A 14,998-nucleotide genomic window follows, 5' to 3' on the forward strand; every position below is an offset into this window, starting at 1 on the left:
AGCAGCATGAAAAATCTTCGCTCCACTTTCCGCTTACGCTTCATCATGCTGCTGCTCTTGTGTGTCGCTTTGACACTAGGCAGTTTTTGGATGGTGGAAGTGATGCATAAAAAAACAGAAGAAGTCATCCCTACTCCGGCCCGCACCGAACCTGATTATTATGTAGATAACTTCAATTACGTACAAATGGCCATTGACGGTCAACCACGCTACAACATCACTGGCCAGCGTCTGACGCACAACCCTATGGATGATTCTTTCGATGTGATACTGCCAGTGATACACAGTTTATCGAAAGACAATCCGCCGATGACTTTACGATCCGACACCGGCAAGATTGAAGACAACAATAGCAAAGTGAATTTATATGGCAATGTTAAAGCCGATCGCCTGCCTACGCCGACCAGCAGCGAGTTCCATTTAAAATCTGAGTATTTATTATTACTGCCGGACGACGACATTATCAAAAGTGATAAATTTGTAGAAATGACTTTGGATCAATCTGTCATGACCGGTACCGGGCTGTATGCCAACAACGCAACCCGTGTAATGAAACTGTTCAAGAATGTGCACGCGAATATTCCGCCATCGACGAAAAAACCATAACATCAACAATAAAGTAAATAGATCGAACGACATGATCTTTCTTAGGATTTTTATGAAGCGCATTTTCTCAGCTCTCTCCACCTTTTCTTTAGCAAGTGCTTTTTTAGCCTTGCAACTGGCAGCCATGCCAATCGCACATGCCGAAAAAGCAGATTCTGAAAAGCCAACTAATATCGAAGCTGATCAATTCACAATGGATGACGTGAAACAGGTCAAAACATTCACAGGCAATGTGATCATGACACGCGGCAGCATGAAAATGACCGGCGCGAAAGTCGTCGTCACCACTGATCCGGCCGGCTACCAATTCGCCGTGCTATACGCGGCACCAGGCGACTTTGCAAAGTTCAGCCAGAAGCGCGATAGTGACCCTAATGTTGCATCCCCTCCGAATTTGTGGATAGACGGTCAGGCTGCAGATCGCATCGAATATGACGACAAAACTGAAATCGCCAAACTCTACAAAGATGCCCAAATGCGCCGCCTTGAACTCCCGAAAGGAGCGACCATGGCTGATGTCAAACCACAAGACATTAAGGTAACTGATAAGGTCAACGGCCAATTCATTCTGTACGATAGTCGCGCTGAATTCTATTCAGTCAATAACACTGTCGACGGCGTAAGTAAGCCAGGTGCAGGACGTATTACTGCTGTACTTCAACCGAAGCCAAAACAACCATGATCAATGCAACAACTTCCTCCTCCGGCACTGTTACCAATAGCGGTGAAACCAGTACGCTGATAGTCACAGGCCTGCAAAAAAGCTATGGTGCGCGTCAGGTTGTGCGTGATGTTTCGCTGCAAGTAAAAAGCGGCGAAGTCATCGGATTATTGGGCCCCAACGGTGCCGGTAAAACGACATCGTTCTACATGATCGTCGGCTTGGTCCCATCAAATGGCGGCACAATTGATTTGAATGGCGTCGATATCTCGCGCCTTCCGATTCACCAGCGTGCGGTACTGGGTCTTTCCTATTTGCCACAAGAAGCATCTGTATTTCGCAAACTAACCGTGGAAGACAATATCCGGGCGGTGCTGGAATTACAAAAACCAAATGGCAAAGCATTAACCAAGACACAAATCAACGATCAACTTGAGTTGTTGCTAAAAGAATTACAGATTGAAAAGCTGCGCGACAACCAGGCTTTATCCCTATCTGGGGGTGAACGACGCCGCGTAGAGATCGCCCGAGCCTTGGCAACCAATCCTCGCTTCGTGTTGCTGGATGAGCCGTTCGCCGGTGTCGATCCAATTGCGGTCATCGAAATTCAGCGCATCGTACGCTTCTTGAAAGAACGCGGCATCGGCGTCTTGATCACTGATCATAATGTCCGTGAAACCCTCGGCATTTGTGACCGCGCTTACATTATCAACCAAGGCAGCGTGCTAGCCAGCGGCAATCCAGAAGACATCATCGCCAATGAATCGGTGCGACGCGTGTATCTGGGTGAACATTTCCGCATGTGATCACAAAAACACCATGCGCTCATGCCAGAACGATGCTCCGCTGTTTGTACTATGTTCAGCCGTTGATGTAAGTAGCCGATGAAACAGTCTCTCCAACTCCGCACCTCGCAACATCTGGCGCTCACGCCGCAATTGCAGCAGTCAATACGATTGCTGCAATTATCCACCTTAGAACTACATCAAGAGCTGGAACAAATCCTGTCAGACAATCCTTTGCTGGAACGACTGGATGATCCCCTCGACAATTCGGTGCGATTGTTAGCCGATGGCAGCATTAATGGCACGCCGTCCACCATGACCAGCTCTGATGCTCCTATTGGCGAAGGTGAACGCGATAACAGTACCGCCAATTTCGATGCTGAAACGAATAGCGATAGCGGCGACGACAACAGCGGTGCCGCAACCAGCGATGCCGATTGGAATTTTGACGATGTTGCACGTACATCCAAGACCACCGACGATGAAAATTCGCGACCACAATTAGAGTCGTACGAAATAACGTTACGCGAACATTTGCTAGAGCAAATGCGTGAAATTGTGCATCAACGGCGTGACCGCGTATTGGTCGAAATGATCATTGATGCGCTCGATGAAAATGGCTACCTGGAAGATCCCATAGCAGAGATACATGCGCGCATTCCGGAAGAGTTGGATGTCGAAATTGAAGAGCTGGAAACTGCATTGACGATGGTGCAGAGTTTTTCCCCTACCGGTGTCGGTGCGCGCGATGCCGCCGAGTGCCTTTCGCTGCAAATTAAAGCGCTACCCAAAGTCCCGTTTGTCACTCGCCGCCTGGCCTTGTCGATAGTGCAAGGTTACCTGACCTTATTTGCGCAACGGGATTTCAATAAAATCAAGAAAGCCCTAGATTGTGACGACGAAGATTTGCGTGAAGCGCAAGTCATTATCAAACAATGCAATCCACATCCTGGTGCTTCGTTCTCTGGCGGCGCATCCGATTATGTGATGCCTGATGTGATTGTGAAACGGACAAAACACGGCTGGCAAGTCGTACTCAATCATGATGTGATGCCAAGGTTGCGGGTCAATGCGCTGTACGCCAATATTCTTAAAGAAAATAAAGGCGAAGCATCGCTCGCTTCGCAGCTACAAGAAGCCAAATGGCTGATCAAAAACATGCGTCAACGCTTCGATACGATCTTACGTGTCGCGCAGGCAATTGTTGAACGGCAACGCAATTTCTTCTCGCATGGCGCAGTTGCAATGCGCCCCCTTGTATTGCGTGAAATAGCTGATACACTAGGTTTACACGAGAGCACAATCTCTCGCGTGACGACTCAGAAATACATGCTCACCCCTCACGGGATGTTCGAATTAAAGTATTTCTTCGGCAGCCATGTCGCGACTGAGGCCGGTGGAGAGGCTTCCTCAACCGCGATACGTGCGTTGATCAAACAACTGATAGGAGCGGAAGATTCTAAAAGTCCTTTCTCTGACAGCAAGATTGCCGATATGCTCGCGGAACAAGGTATGGTGGTGGCACGTCGCACCGTCGCAAAATATCGCGAAGCCTTAAGAATTCCGCCGGTGAATTTGCGCAAATCTTTATAGTTGTTTGGCTGTTAGCTATTTGTATAACCGTCGCTGTGTTCGGAGCCAAGATCACGTACTTTTTGTACTATCCGAACCGCCAACGACATACGACATAGGAGTACAGCATGAATTTGAATATCAGTGGTCATCACCTCGAAGTCACTCCCGCCATCCGTGAACACGTACTAAACAAACTGGATCGCATCAAACGTCATTTCGATCAAGTTATCGACATCAACGTGATCTTGTCTGTCGATAAATTACCCGAAAAAGACCGATCGCAAAAAGCAGAAGCGACGCTGCGCGTAAAAGGCAAAGACCTGCATGCCGAGAGCATAGCGCATGACCTTTACGCAGCCATTGATTTACTGATCGACAAGCTCGACAGCCAAGTCAAAAAATATAAGGACAAAATACAGAATCACCAAGGTGAATCAGTTAAACATTCTGCAGATAAATGGGATGAGGCCGCAGCACAGATGTGATGGATATTTCTTAAGCTGTTAGCTAACTAATGGATAAGGGCGCAGTGAATGCGCCCTTTGTTATTTTTGGCTCTACCTTCGTAACTATCCATTTTCAGTCATCACATCTGCAGCGTGATCGCCCAACAAATATCTTGGGCCAGCACCGCGTCGTTTGGCGCTATCGTCAGGGTTATACAGCGCGCACTTACGTAACGACAAACAACCGCAGCCTATACACGATGTCAATTGATCGCGTAATGCTGTCAGCGCATCTATGCGTTGCTGCAGATGAGGACGCCATGCGCTTGAAAGGCGCTCCCAGTCTTGCTTAGTTGGCGTCCGTTGTTGCGGCAATGTCGATAACGCCGCTTTGATTTCCTCCAAACTCAATCCCACTGTTTGTGCCACTCTAATGAATGCAATCCTACGCAAAACTTCTCGGGAAAATTGCCGCTGTTTCCCGGTTGTTCTGGTGCTTGTTATTAAATCTTCGCTTTCGTAAAACCGCAGTGCACTAGCCGCCACGCCAGAACGCTTTGCCAGTTCGCCGATTGTGATCCAATTTTCTGCCATAAAATTTCCTTCAACCATTTTCGATATTTTGCGTTGACTTCAAGTTGACTTTAACTTTTACACTATAGTCGTCAATAGTGAATTTTGGAAATTTCTATGAATAAATCGCACGCTAATGCAACGCTGCAACAACTTCTTACTGCAAATAAGAATTTTGCACTCAATGCTAAAGGCACCACTAATCACTGCCCTATGGCGTTATGTGCGCTGGCAAGCTTAGGTGCATCATCTGAGCGACTACAAGAATTTTTCACTATGTGGCAACAGCAATTTGCGATAACAGTACCGACGTCATTCGAGCACGCGATAAAAGTCAATCGCGATAATTGGCATAGTCATCTGGGCAACCCGGCTGCATTTAGTGCCTTGTCCACTTATTTTGAACAATGGATAAGCGACTCAGAAGTTGATGCTGTGCTCGTAGATTTTTTCAAAAGGATTCCGTTTGCTCCAGCGAGTGGCGCTTTTCATGGAGTAATTCGACTTGGCTACGGCTTAGAAGCGGAACACCCCGGCGAAATCGCTGCAGGCCTGGCGGCATTAGTCTGCCAGCATCTTCCCATCAATATCTCATTGGAACAGCCTGTATCGGCAGTGTCAGTGCAGGATGGTTTAAGCGCTTTATCACGCGGCATGCAGGGTTTTGTTTTCAAGGGTGACTGGATCGTGACCCGCTTACTTGCTGCCGCTGCAGATTCGCGATTTAATGCGCTGCTACTCGCACCGTCGTACAACGGTGATTTACTCAGTGACATGGCGCGCGCGGCAATCGCATTGTATTGGCAAAGCAATGACTTTATCGCACTCCATATCGTGACTGGACTCTATGCAACACGGCGTATTTTCGAGCACCTGCCAAAGTACGTGGGAAATCAGCTATTGCCAGATCTGTGGCTGGGATTTTGCGTCGCCTATGCCTCAATCGGAGCGCCGCCACTCACGCTCAAACATGTGATGCCGATATCAGAAAATGATTCTGCAGCATGGTCGCATTTACATGCTTTAGCGATTACATCGGATAATGATCATGTCATCAAGATGGTGTACACCTGTTGGCGCGAAGCTCAGCATGCCTCACCACCATCTCCGTTGTATTTCGCTGCAGCAGCAAGATTGGTACAGTGGAAAAATGAAAGGTAGTTACTGCTTCAACGCCCCAAACACCTTCCCGATAATCGCACTACCTGCGCCAACAGGATCTTGGCGAATGGCTTTTTCTTCTTCACCTATCATCAAGAACAAACCATCGGTTGCGCGTTGGGTGACGTAGCCCTCTACCGTCTTCGCATTTTGCGGCACCAATCCTGTATTACCGACCGCTGCCATGAGACCGTTATATTGTGCCGATAAGCCATTGCGATCGGTTATCTGCTTCACCATCGGCAAAAATTTGACGGCCAATGGCGCTTCGGTTTTAGCTTTGAAAAAATCGGTAACGGACGTATCACCGCCAGTCAAAATATTCTTGGCATCAGTCACCGTCATATTCTTCACCGCATCCAACAACAATGGTTTGGCCAAAGGCACGGCTGTTTCGGCAGCGTGATTCATGGACACGACTAAATCATCCACTTTCTGACCTTGGCCAGTCATCCGCAAAATCGGCATCGCCTGCTGCAACACACCAGGCAAACCTATCTTTACTTTATCGTTATTCAGAAAGCCATTCTCGACACCTAACTTGGAAACTGCCACATCAGCGCCTTTTGTCAACGCGGCTTTTAATCCAGAACTCGCGTCTGCATTGCTGATATTACTTAAATCTGCGACAGAAAAAGCTAATGCGGCAGAAGCTGCCAATGTGAGCGTGGCACCGAATGTTAGATTCATTTTTTTAGTGAGTTGCATAATTTCCTCTTAATTAAACATCCGTTAAATGTGCGCTTCATCGACCATAAACAAACGTCGATGTTCACGTATCGCATACCGGTCAGTCATGCCAGCAATATAATCGGCAACCTGCCGTGCCTGGTCACTTTGCGTCATAGTAGGTGCTAACTGATAATCAGGAGGCAATAAGTTAGGTTCATTGATGAAGCAATTGAATAAATCAGCCACTATGCGTTTGGCTTTGCTGGTCATGCGATTAACCAAATAATGGCGATAAAGATTTTCACGCAAGAAGCGTTTTAATTCCAGCGCTTCATGCGCCATCGTCTCCGAAAATGCAATCAATGGCGGCGCGGCGCGGACATCATCTACCGTCTGCGGTTTGGCGTCAGCAACACGCTGACTTGATGTCTGAATTAAATCGTTGATTAAGGCATTGATCATGCGACGCACCGTTTCATTAATGGCGCGGCGACCAGTCAGATCAGGGAAAACTTTTGCCATTTCATGGTTGTGGCGCGCATACAAATCGACTTGCATCATCTGATCCAATGTCAACAAACCTGAGCGCAGGCCGTCGTCAATATCGTGATTGTTGTACGCAATTTCATCGGCGAGATTGGCAACTTGCGCTTCCAGTGTCGGTTGCTGGCGCAGGATAAAACGCTGGCCTACATCACCGAGTTTTTTGGCGTTGGTGAGAGAGCAGTGTTTGAGTACGCCTTCGCGAGTTTCGAACATCAGATTCAAACCATCGAATGCGCCATAGCGTTGTTCCAACTTATCGATCAACCGCAAACTTTGCAGATTATGCTCAAAACCGCCGTACTGTTCCATACAAGCGTTCAGCGCATCTTGACCAGCATGGCCAAACGGTGTGTGACCAAGATCATGAGCAAGTGAAATCGCTTCGACCAAATCTTCATTCAGTCGCAAATTACGTGCAATCGAACGGGCGATTTGCGCTACTTCTATGCTGTGTGTAAGGCGCGTGCGAAATAAATCGCCCTCATGATTGACGAACACTTGCGTCTTATATTCAAGCCGGCGAAATGCTGTGCAGTGAATGATACGATCGCGATCGCGTTGGAATTCGGTACGTGTTGCAGGCGCGGCTTCGCTGAACAAACGTCCTCGCGAAGTCGCTGAATGAGCAGCATAGGAAGCGAGTGACGTTTCTTTGTTCATCGTGCCATCCTTAGAATTCTCCGGTAGCTAAATGCTGTATCGTCGCTAACAATATATCTTGTGGCACGTTGCTGATCAAGTATCCACCCAAAGGTTTCATCAAAATGAAACGGATTTGACCATCTTCATTTTTCTTATCAACTTGCATCAGCTCTAGCCAGCGTTGGCTGCCAAGATTCGGCGCTATGTCCGGCAAACCAGCGGCGCGTACCAATGCTGTTACGCGGTCTTTGGCAATGACATCTATATGCCCCAAACGATGAGAAAGATCTGCCGCCATAATCATGCCACAGCCGACCGCTTCGCCGTGCAACCATTTCCCATAACCCAAGCCAGATTCGATCGCATGACCAAACGTATGCCCGAAATTAAGGATTGCGCGCAAACCACCTTCACGCTCATCCTGGCGCACTACATCGGCTTTGATTTCGCAAGAACGTTGAATTGCATAGGCCAACGCGGCACTGTCCCGCGCCATCAGTTTAGTGATATTTTCTTCGATCCAGTCGAAAAATCCTGCATCAATCACAGCACCGTATTTAATAACTTCTGCCAAACCCGCCGACAATTCGCGTGCAGGCAAAGTCTGTAAAGTCGCGGTGTCAGCGATCACTGCTTGCGGTTGATAGAACGCGCCAATCATGTTTTTGCCAAGTGGATGATTAATCCCTGTTTTACCGCCGACAGAGGAGTCAACCTGCGCCAGCAACGTGGTAGGAATCTGCACGAACGGTACGCCGCGCATATAGGCAGATGCCGCATAGCCAGTCAAATCACCAATCACACCACCGCCCAAAGCAATCAGCGTGGTTTTGCGGTCGCATTTTTCGGCCAGCAATCGATCGAAAATGACCATAAGGTTGGACCAGTTTTTTTCTTCCTCACCGTCTGGCAAAATAATTTCAATAATTTTTTTACCGGCAGCTAACAAAGACGCGCGCAAAACATGTAGATACAACGGCGCAACCGTGGTGTTGGTAATCACGACCACTTGTTTGCCGTTAATCAAACGCGACAGGCGCTCACTGTCATTCAATAATGACTGACCGATTTCTATTGGATAACTGCGCTCGCCCAACTCCACTCGCAAACTGTTCGCTAACGAAGAAGTTTGCGATGAAATACCTGCTGCTGTAATTTGATCTTGCGTCATAGGAAATATTGTTGAGCTGGTCTGATTTACTGCAGGCGGTTGAGTTGTTTGGCTGGGAATATGAAAGCCACGCGACTGCAATTGCAGCAAAATACTATTTACCAGAAATTGTACGTTAGGTCGGCCAGTATCGACGACTATATCAGCAATTTCCCGATATAGCGGGTCACGCTGGCGCGTCAATTCTTCCAGTACGCGACGTGGATTTTCTGTTTGTAAAAGGGGACGATTTTTGTCGCGGCCAGTGCGTTGCAAAATACTATTCACACTTGCGCGTAAATAAATGACTGTGCCACGTGCACCTAATAATGCGCGATTTTGTGGATTTAAGATCGCGCCACCGCCAGTAGCCAATACGAGATTTTCCCGTTCGCTGAGATCGCGAATAACGTCGGCTTCACGCTGACGAAAACTGGTTTCACCTTCAAGCTCAAAAATCAACGGAATCGAGGCGCCGGTACGCGCCTCGATTTCGTGATCCGAATCTATGAATGTTTTATTAAGTTTTCTTGCCAGGGCACGGCCGACTGTCGTCTTGCCAGCACCCATCAGGCCAACCAAAAAAATGTTGCCTTTCATATGGAATATACCATTTCACCGCTTGCCTTCTTGCTCAAATGAGAACACCAAAGAAGACAATGGATCATCAGAGATCTCTAGGCGCCTTGAAAATCGTTGTGAGCGGAGCAAGGTCGAAAGGAGAAGCGCAGCCGTACATTGGTACGGCGAGCATCGCAGTTTCGAGATTGCCCGCTCACGGCGGTTTGCAAGGTGCCTAGCGGCTGGCTAGGTGATCTATTACCACTTTTGGTGTCAGGAATATTAACAACTCAGTCTTATTGCTGACTTTTGCATTTTTCTTGAAAAGATACCCTAGAACTGGGATATCTCCAAGGAATGGCACTTTATTGTCATCATTTGAGACTGTTTCCGTATAAATACCACCAATCACGACCGTACCGCCATTTTCGACCTGCACTTGCGTCTGCACATGCTTGGTGTTGATCGTCACCCCACCCACTACGGCTGCGCCGACACTGTCATTCGTGACATCAACGGTCAAAATAACATTACCGTCTGGCGTAATTTGTGGCGTAACTTCCAACTTCAGATTTGCCTTTTTAAACTCAACTGAGGTTGCGCCGCTGCTAGTTGCACTTTGATAAGGAATTTCCGTTCCTTGTTCAATCAACGCTTTCTGCTGGTCTGCAGTGACTACGCGCGGACTGGAAATAATCTTACCTTTATGATCTGCTTCCAATGCAGACAATTCCAAGCTAATGAATTTAGAAGCGCTGGCGTTGAATAATGTCAGTGCTAGGCTAGTCGCGCTATTTCCATTTATAGAGTCTGCCGGCAAATTAACTTGATTGCCATTACTCCAGACATTTGACGTTGAACCGACACCAACTGGGGTAACAGCAGCACCGCCGGGACCACCCGTTTGTTGACCGCCAATTTCAGAGGTGCTGTTATGTGCACCAAAACCTAATTTTGCGCCCAAATTGCGGCTGAAGTTGTCATCAGCCTCTACCATCCGAGCTTCAATCAACACCTGGCGAGAAGCTACATCAATTTTCTGGATCAAGCCACGCACGTTTTCCAACACCGTCGGCGTATCGGTAATAAACAACTGATTGGTGCGATCATCAATCACAGCACTACCACGCTTGGACAAAATTGTATTTTTTCCTGGCGCACCACCAGAACCGCCATCGGTAATACCAAATACCTTTTTGAAGGCCTCTGCTTTTTGATAATTAAGTTGGAATGATTCAGTGCGTAGCGGCTCTAAATCCGAAATCAAGGATTTTTGTTCCAGCTCTAATTTTTCTTTGGTCAGCAATTCATCTTTCGGCGCAATCCAGATCACCGAGCCATTTTTGCGCATGTCCAAACCTTTGGATTGCAGCACGATATCCAAAGCCTGATCCCACGGCACGTCTTTCAAGCGCAGCGTCAAGCTGCCGTTGACCGTATCGCTGGTAATAATGTTTAAACCAGTGAAATCGGCAATCACTTGCAAAATCGCACGCACTTCAACGTTCTGGAAATTCAACGATAATTTATCGCCGCGATAATGTTGTACGCCTTGCCCTAATTTATTTGCTACTTCGTTGAGTGGCTTCACTTCAATCACCAACTGTGAATCACTTTGGTAAGCACTTTGCTCCCACAACCCTGCTGGTTGGATCACCATGCGCACATTTTCGCCGCTGGTCATGGTGGTGATGGTGCGCACTGGCGTGCCGAAATCACCAACATCGAGTTTGCGGCGCAAGTTGGCCGGCAAACTGGTTTTGAGGAAATCAACCACAATCGTTTGACCTTGCTGACGCACATCGGTCACTACCTGCTTGCTCGGTAAATCGATCACAATCCGGCCTTCGCCAGCTGTGCCGCGACGGAAGTCAATATCACGCAAAGCTGGCTTTCCACCTGGCATCGCCGCTGGCGCAGATTCATATTGCACTGGGCGTGGCGGGAATTGCGCTAATGCGCCGGAGAGCGCAGCGGTAGCAACAGCTGGAGCAGCTGGCTGTGCTGGCAATCCATTTGAATTTACAGCAGTGGCGACGCCACCCGAACCGTCTATCGTCACGATGACGGCGTTACCTTCTAGCGCCATGGCGTAATTTAGTGGCTTTTTCAGGTTCAAGACCAAGCGGGTGCGACCATCGCTTTGCGCTACCATCGCATTGCGAACATCGCCCAGACTCAAATCTTGCATAGTTTTACCGGTGCCATTTTCCACATCAGGAAAATCCAATGCGATCCTGGCTGGCGCAACCACCGAAAATCCTTTGGGCAGGGCACTTAACGGCTCTTTCAAATTCACCGTCACGATGACATTGTTGCCTTGTTGCGTGGCATTAACTGATGTGATCGCATTTTCAGCCAACGCCGCATGGCTGACACTTGCTAACAACATTGCTGTGCTCAACAGACCAAATGATTTATTCATTATCGATTTTATTGACTGCAATATGAACTGTGAACCCATCGGTACTACTCCTCTTGTTACGCCACTCATTTTTGACTCTCCTGCAACGCTAACTTGGCATCGCGCTCAACCCATTCGCCGGACGCGTCTTGTACGATTTCTTTTAAACGGACTTCGCTTTCACTGATATGCGTCACCATGCCGAAATTCTGTCCGACATAGTTACCTACTTTAGCCTGAAACACAGTCTTATCAATCTGCAACAAAGCAGTATTGGTCCCTGTTTTTTGCAATGTCCCTACCATCTTGATGGCATCCAACGGATAATTTTCCAACAGTTCCCGACGCCTATCGAGATTCGGTTTTAAGCCACTGCCACTACCTTGTAATTTTGCAAAAGCCACTAACAATTTATTCGCGTTGAAAGGATCGACTTCATTGTTTTCAGCATAGGTGAAAGGAATAAATTTCTTAGGTGCCGTCAATTTTGGAATCATCATTTTGGTATGACTTTTCACATCGTCCATCCACGTTTTGACGTCTTGTATGCCGCTGTCGCCGCAAGCGCTCAAGGTCGACAACAACGCAACGATGCTTGTCAAACGCAATATCGAATTTGTTCTTCGGGAAGTTATCATTTAGCCGCTCCTTTCTGCTTCGCCGCATCTGTGACTTTGCGTTGTGCGGCCACTTCATCTTTATCCAGATAACGGAATGTTTTCGCCACGGCTTCCAAGGTTAAGGTGCCATCTTTTCCCGTATTCAAATTCAGATTATTGAGCGTAACAATGCGCGGCAAATTGGCGATATCGCTAGTAAATGCGCCAACATCGTGATAGTTACCGGTAACCTTGATGTCAATTGGCAGTTCGGCGTAATAATCTTTGACGACAACTTGACCTGGCTTGAACAATTCAAACTGCAAACCCCGCCCTAGTCCGGCTTGATTAATATCCGATAACAATGCGTCCATCTCTGCTTTGTTTGGCAATTGCTTTTCTAGCGTGACGACATATTCAGCGACTTGTTTTTTTTGCAGACGCAAGCCTTCCAGATTAATTGCCTGCTGAATTTTGACCTTGTATTGATCTTTCAATTGCAGTTCTTGTTGCTCACCGCTGTCGAGCTGGGTTTGCAAATCACTCCAGTAAAAGTACCAACCTGCCAACAACACCGCCAATAACACGCCAACCGCGCACAAGGAACGAGGAACAATCGGCCATAAACCAGGAGGTCGTCCATTCAATCCTCGGAACTGCGCACTCAGCGTTGCGCTCAAATCTTTTATATTGATCGTCTTCATCGTGTATCCAAACGCTCTAGGCTATGACTCTATGGTTGTTTTGCGGCTGTCGGCGTGACAACGGCCGCTCCGGCTTTTTGAACAGCGCCACCTGCTGGCGCTCCCACAGTTGTCACACCCGGCGTACCGTCAATGGCAGGTGTGTTTTCGCTAGGCCGTTTAATGCCAACGTTGACTGTAAAATCAAATACATGCTTGAGCTCTCTGCCTGTGCCGACAGTGGCGGAACGAATTTCGATCAAATCAGGACGTTCCAGCCAAGGCGAGTTGTTACTCATATTGTGCAAGAGCGTTGATACCCGATCATTCGATTGCGCGTATCCATTGACAACCACGCGCTGCCCTTCCTGTTTGAAGCCGCGCAAGTAAATTCCTTCCGGCACTTGCTTAACCAGCTCAGTCATCAAATACACCGGTTGATTGCGATCGCTTTGCAAATCCTCAACGGCCTGCTGCCGCGCTTTCAGAGCATCAATCTCTTGCTTCAGGCTAGCGATTTCTTTGATTTGTCCATCTAAACGCGTGTTCTCTTTTTGAATATAAGAATTGCGTGCTGTTTGGGTGGATATTTCAGACTCGAAAATGCCACCGACAGCCAGCACGATCAACACTCCCAACACACTCGCTGCCGCCAGCATTAAGACGAACGCCTGCATGCGCTCTTTGCGCTTTGCTTCGCGATGCGGTAATAGATTAATCTTTATCATCAGCCAAATCTCCGCATTGCCAAACCACACGCGACCAGATACGACGGAGCATCAGCGCGCAATTGTTTTTCTCGTACATTCGGTGCCAGCTTCATGCCCGCAAAAGGGCTAATCACCGAGGTTGACACCTTGGCGCGCCCGGCAACCGCTTCCACCATGCCAGGAATAATCGCGCAACCGCCTGCTAAAAACAGTTGGTCAACACGCGTATAAGGGGTAGAGGTGAAGAAGAATTGGATAGCGCGCGTCACTTCTAGCGCGGCATTTTCCAGAAAGGGAGCAAGAATCTCCTTTTGATAATTTTCCGGCAAATCACCGGATCTCTTTTTGGCTTCCGCTTCATCAAAAGACAAGCCGTAAGCGCGCACAATGTCTTGTGTCAGCTGTTGTCCACCGAATGCCTGCTCGCGCTCATAAATTAGCTGGTCGTCAAGCAAAACAGAGATGTGCGTATTCTGTGCGCCGAGCTGGAATAAACCAATGATTTTGCCTTTGCCCGCTTTCGGTAATTGCGCGATCAAACGATCAATCGCACCGCGCGCGGCGTACGACTCGATGTCCATTACGATAGGTTTCAGACCAGCACCTTCTGCCACCGCCACCCGATCTTCCACTTTTTCTTTACGCGTCGCTGCCAGTAGCACTTCGACATCTTCTGGCGACTGTAACGCTGGTCCGATCACATCGAAATCCAGGCTGACTTCATCCAAGGCGAAGGGGATGTATTGATTAGCCTCAGATTCGACCTGCATTTCCAGCTCGTCATCTGTCATCCCGCCCGGCAAGATGATTTTTTTAGTGATGACAGAGGCCGATGGCATGCCCAAAGCGACATTTTTAGTACTTGCGCCACTTTTTTTCCATAAGCGGCGCACTACTTCAGTCACTTGTTCAATATTTTCAATATTGCCGTCAACTACTGCGCCGCGCGGCAATGGTTCCGTAGCAAAGCGCTCCAACCGGAACTCTGCAACCGCGGTTTTAGTCCGCTCCGTCACCTGCGACAACTCCACCAGTCTGACACTCGAGGCACTTATATCAATACCCACCAACGGCGTATTCTTTCTGCCGAATAACAATCCTAGATCTAATGCCAAGAGCGCATCCCCCGTAGTTTTTAGGAAATATTTTATTTATGACAACCATCTAAAACAATCTAGATGGTCACACGACCAACATTTCAAGTCGACATTATTGATAAAATAT

15 protein-coding genes are annotated in these 14,998 nt (G+C 48.0%); 6 read left to right on the forward strand and 9 right to left on the reverse strand.

Features of this window, described 5'->3' with window-relative positions; translation table 11 throughout:
- Window positions 1-6: 6 nt before the first annotated feature.
- The 5 genes from lptC (at window position 7) to hpf (ending at window position 4,112) form a co-directional block, all read left to right on the forward strand.
- A complete protein-coding gene (lptC, locus tag GEV47_RS18580; protein WP_153236300.1) occupies window positions 7-606 on the forward strand; it encodes an LPS export ABC transporter periplasmic protein LptC in 600 nt (199 codons plus the stop codon).
- Between the two features lie 52 nt (window positions 607-658).
- The gene (gene lptA, locus GEV47_RS18585; protein WP_153236301.1) at window positions 659-1,288 is read left to right on the forward strand and encodes a lipopolysaccharide transport periplasmic protein LptA; all 630 of its coding nucleotides are present in this window, start codon (window positions 659-661) and stop codon (window positions 1,286-1,288) included.
- Window positions 1,285-2,073 carry an LPS export ABC transporter ATP-binding protein gene (lptB, locus tag GEV47_RS18590; protein ID WP_153236302.1) on the forward strand — a complete coding sequence of 263 codons (789 nt, stop codon included), beginning with the start codon at window positions 1,285-1,287 and terminating at the stop codon, window positions 2,071-2,073. The genes lptA and lptB overlap by 4 nt, the downstream gene beginning before the upstream one ends.
- A 78-nt stretch (window positions 2,074-2,151) precedes the next feature.
- On the forward strand, window positions 2,152-3,645 hold the full coding sequence (locus tag GEV47_RS18595) for an RNA polymerase factor sigma-54 (protein WP_153236303.1): 1,494 nt from the start codon (window positions 2,152-2,154) through the stop codon (window positions 3,643-3,645).
- A 107-nt stretch (window positions 3,646-3,752) separates the two neighbouring features.
- Window positions 3,753-4,112, forward strand: coding sequence for a ribosome hibernation-promoting factor, HPF/YfiA family (gene hpf / locus GEV47_RS18600; protein WP_153236304.1), 360 nt, complete (start codon window positions 3,753-3,755; stop codon window positions 4,110-4,112).
- A gap of 84 nt (window positions 4,113-4,196) precedes the next feature.
- On the opposite strand, the gene soxR is transcribed toward hpf, so the two are convergent.
- On the reverse strand, window positions 4,197-4,667 hold the full coding sequence (soxR, locus tag GEV47_RS18605; RefSeq protein ID WP_153236305.1) for a redox-sensitive transcriptional activator SoxR: 471 nt from the start codon (window positions 4,665-4,667) through the stop codon (window positions 4,197-4,199).
- A gap of 96 nt (window positions 4,668-4,763) precedes the next feature.
- Between soxR and GEV47_RS18610 the strand changes: the two genes are divergently transcribed.
- A complete protein-coding gene (locus GEV47_RS18610; RefSeq protein ID WP_153236306.1) occupies window positions 4,764-5,807 on the forward strand; it encodes a questin oxidase family protein in 1,044 nt (347 codons plus the stop codon).
- On the opposite strand, the gene GEV47_RS18615 is transcribed toward GEV47_RS18610, so the two are convergent.
- The 8 genes from GEV47_RS18615 to GEV47_RS18650 form a co-directional block, all read right to left on the reverse strand.
- Entirely contained in the window at window positions 5,808-6,515 is a 708-nt protein-coding gene (locus GEV47_RS18615) for a DUF4197 domain-containing protein (RefSeq protein ID WP_228124806.1), read from the reverse strand.
- A gap of 24 nt (window positions 6,516-6,539) precedes the next feature.
- On the reverse strand, window positions 6,540-7,685 hold the full coding sequence (locus GEV47_RS18620) for a deoxyguanosinetriphosphate triphosphohydrolase (protein WP_153236307.1): 1,146 nt from the start codon (window positions 7,683-7,685) through the stop codon (window positions 6,540-6,542).
- Window positions 7,686-7,695: 10 nt separating this feature from the next.
- Window positions 7,696-9,417, reverse strand: a complete 1,722-nt coding sequence (gene aroKB / locus GEV47_RS18625) for a bifunctional shikimate kinase/3-dehydroquinate synthase AroKB (RefSeq protein WP_153236308.1) — start codon at window positions 9,415-9,417, stop codon at window positions 7,696-7,698.
- 196 nt (window positions 9,418-9,613) lie between these two features.
- Window positions 9,614-11,803: a type IV pilus secretin PilQ gene (gene pilQ, locus GEV47_RS18630; protein WP_153236309.1), complete on the reverse strand. Its 2,190-nt coding sequence runs from the start codon at window positions 11,801-11,803 to the stop codon at window positions 9,614-9,616.
- A 65-nt stretch (window positions 11,804-11,868) separates the two neighbouring features.
- A complete protein-coding gene (locus GEV47_RS18635) occupies window positions 11,869-12,420 on the reverse strand; it encodes a pilus assembly protein PilP (RefSeq protein WP_153236310.1) in 552 nt (183 codons plus the stop codon).
- Window positions 12,417-13,085, reverse strand: a complete 669-nt coding sequence (locus GEV47_RS18640) for a type IV pilus inner membrane component PilO (protein WP_153236311.1) — start codon at window positions 13,083-13,085, stop codon at window positions 12,417-12,419. The genes GEV47_RS18635 and GEV47_RS18640 overlap by 4 nt, the downstream gene beginning before the upstream one ends.
- Before the next feature lie 29 nt (window positions 13,086-13,114).
- Window positions 13,115-13,792, reverse strand: coding sequence for a PilN domain-containing protein (locus GEV47_RS18645; protein WP_153236312.1), 678 nt, complete (start codon window positions 13,790-13,792; stop codon window positions 13,115-13,117).
- Entirely contained in the window at window positions 13,792-14,889 is a 1,098-nt protein-coding gene (locus GEV47_RS18650) for a pilus assembly protein PilM (RefSeq protein ID WP_153236313.1), read from the reverse strand. Before GEV47_RS18650 ends, GEV47_RS18645 begins: the two co-directional genes overlap by 1 nt.
- Window positions 14,890-14,998 lie beyond the last annotated feature (109 nt).

Origin of the sequence: Glaciimonas soli (assembly GCF_009497155.1) — a bacterium.
Lineage (GTDB): Bacteria > Pseudomonadota > Gammaproteobacteria > Burkholderiales > Burkholderiaceae_D > Glaciimonas > Glaciimonas soli.

Coding starts and splice junctions, on each gene's coding strand:
- aroKB (WP_153236308.1), bottom strand. CDS start 9,417: ATGAAAGGCAACATTTTTTTGGTTGGCCTGATGGGTGCTGGCAAGACG.
- hpf (WP_153236304.1), top strand. CDS start 3,753: ATGAATTTGAATATCAGTGGTCATCACCTCGAAGTCACTCCCGCCATC.
- GEV47_RS18635 (WP_153236310.1), bottom strand. CDS start 12,420: ATGATAACTTCCCGAAGAACAAATTCGATATTGCGTTTGACAAGCATC.
- GEV47_RS18595 (WP_153236303.1), top strand. CDS start 2,152: ATGAAACAGTCTCTCCAACTCCGCACCTCGCAACATCTGGCGCTCACG.
- lptA (WP_153236301.1), top strand. CDS start 659: ATGAAGCGCATTTTCTCAGCTCTCTCCACCTTTTCTTTAGCAAGTGCT.
- soxR (WP_153236305.1), bottom strand. CDS start 4,667: ATGGCAGAAAATTGGATCACAATCGGCGAACTGGCAAAGCGTTCTGGC.
- GEV47_RS18645 (WP_153236312.1), bottom strand. CDS start 13,792: ATGATAAAGATTAATCTATTACCGCATCGCGAAGCAAAGCGCAAAGAG.
- lptB (WP_153236302.1), top strand. CDS start 1,285: ATGATCAATGCAACAACTTCCTCCTCCGGCACTGTTACCAATAGCGGT.
- GEV47_RS18615 (WP_228124806.1), bottom strand. CDS start 6,515: ATGCAACTCACTAAAAAAATGAATCTAACATTCGGTGCCACGCTCACA.
- GEV47_RS18640 (WP_153236311.1), bottom strand. CDS start 13,085: ATGAAGACGATCAATATAAAAGATTTGAGCGCAACGCTGAGTGCGCAG.
- lptC (WP_153236300.1), top strand. CDS start 7: ATGAAAAATCTTCGCTCCACTTTCCGCTTACGCTTCATCATGCTGCTG.
- pilQ (WP_153236309.1), bottom strand. CDS start 11,803: ATGAATAAATCATTTGGTCTGTTGAGCACAGCAATGTTGTTAGCAAGT.
- GEV47_RS18610 (WP_153236306.1), top strand. CDS start 4,764: ATGAATAAATCGCACGCTAATGCAACGCTGCAACAACTTCTTACTGCA.
- GEV47_RS18620 (WP_153236307.1), bottom strand. CDS start 7,685: ATGAACAAAGAAACGTCACTCGCTTCCTATGCTGCTCATTCAGCGACT.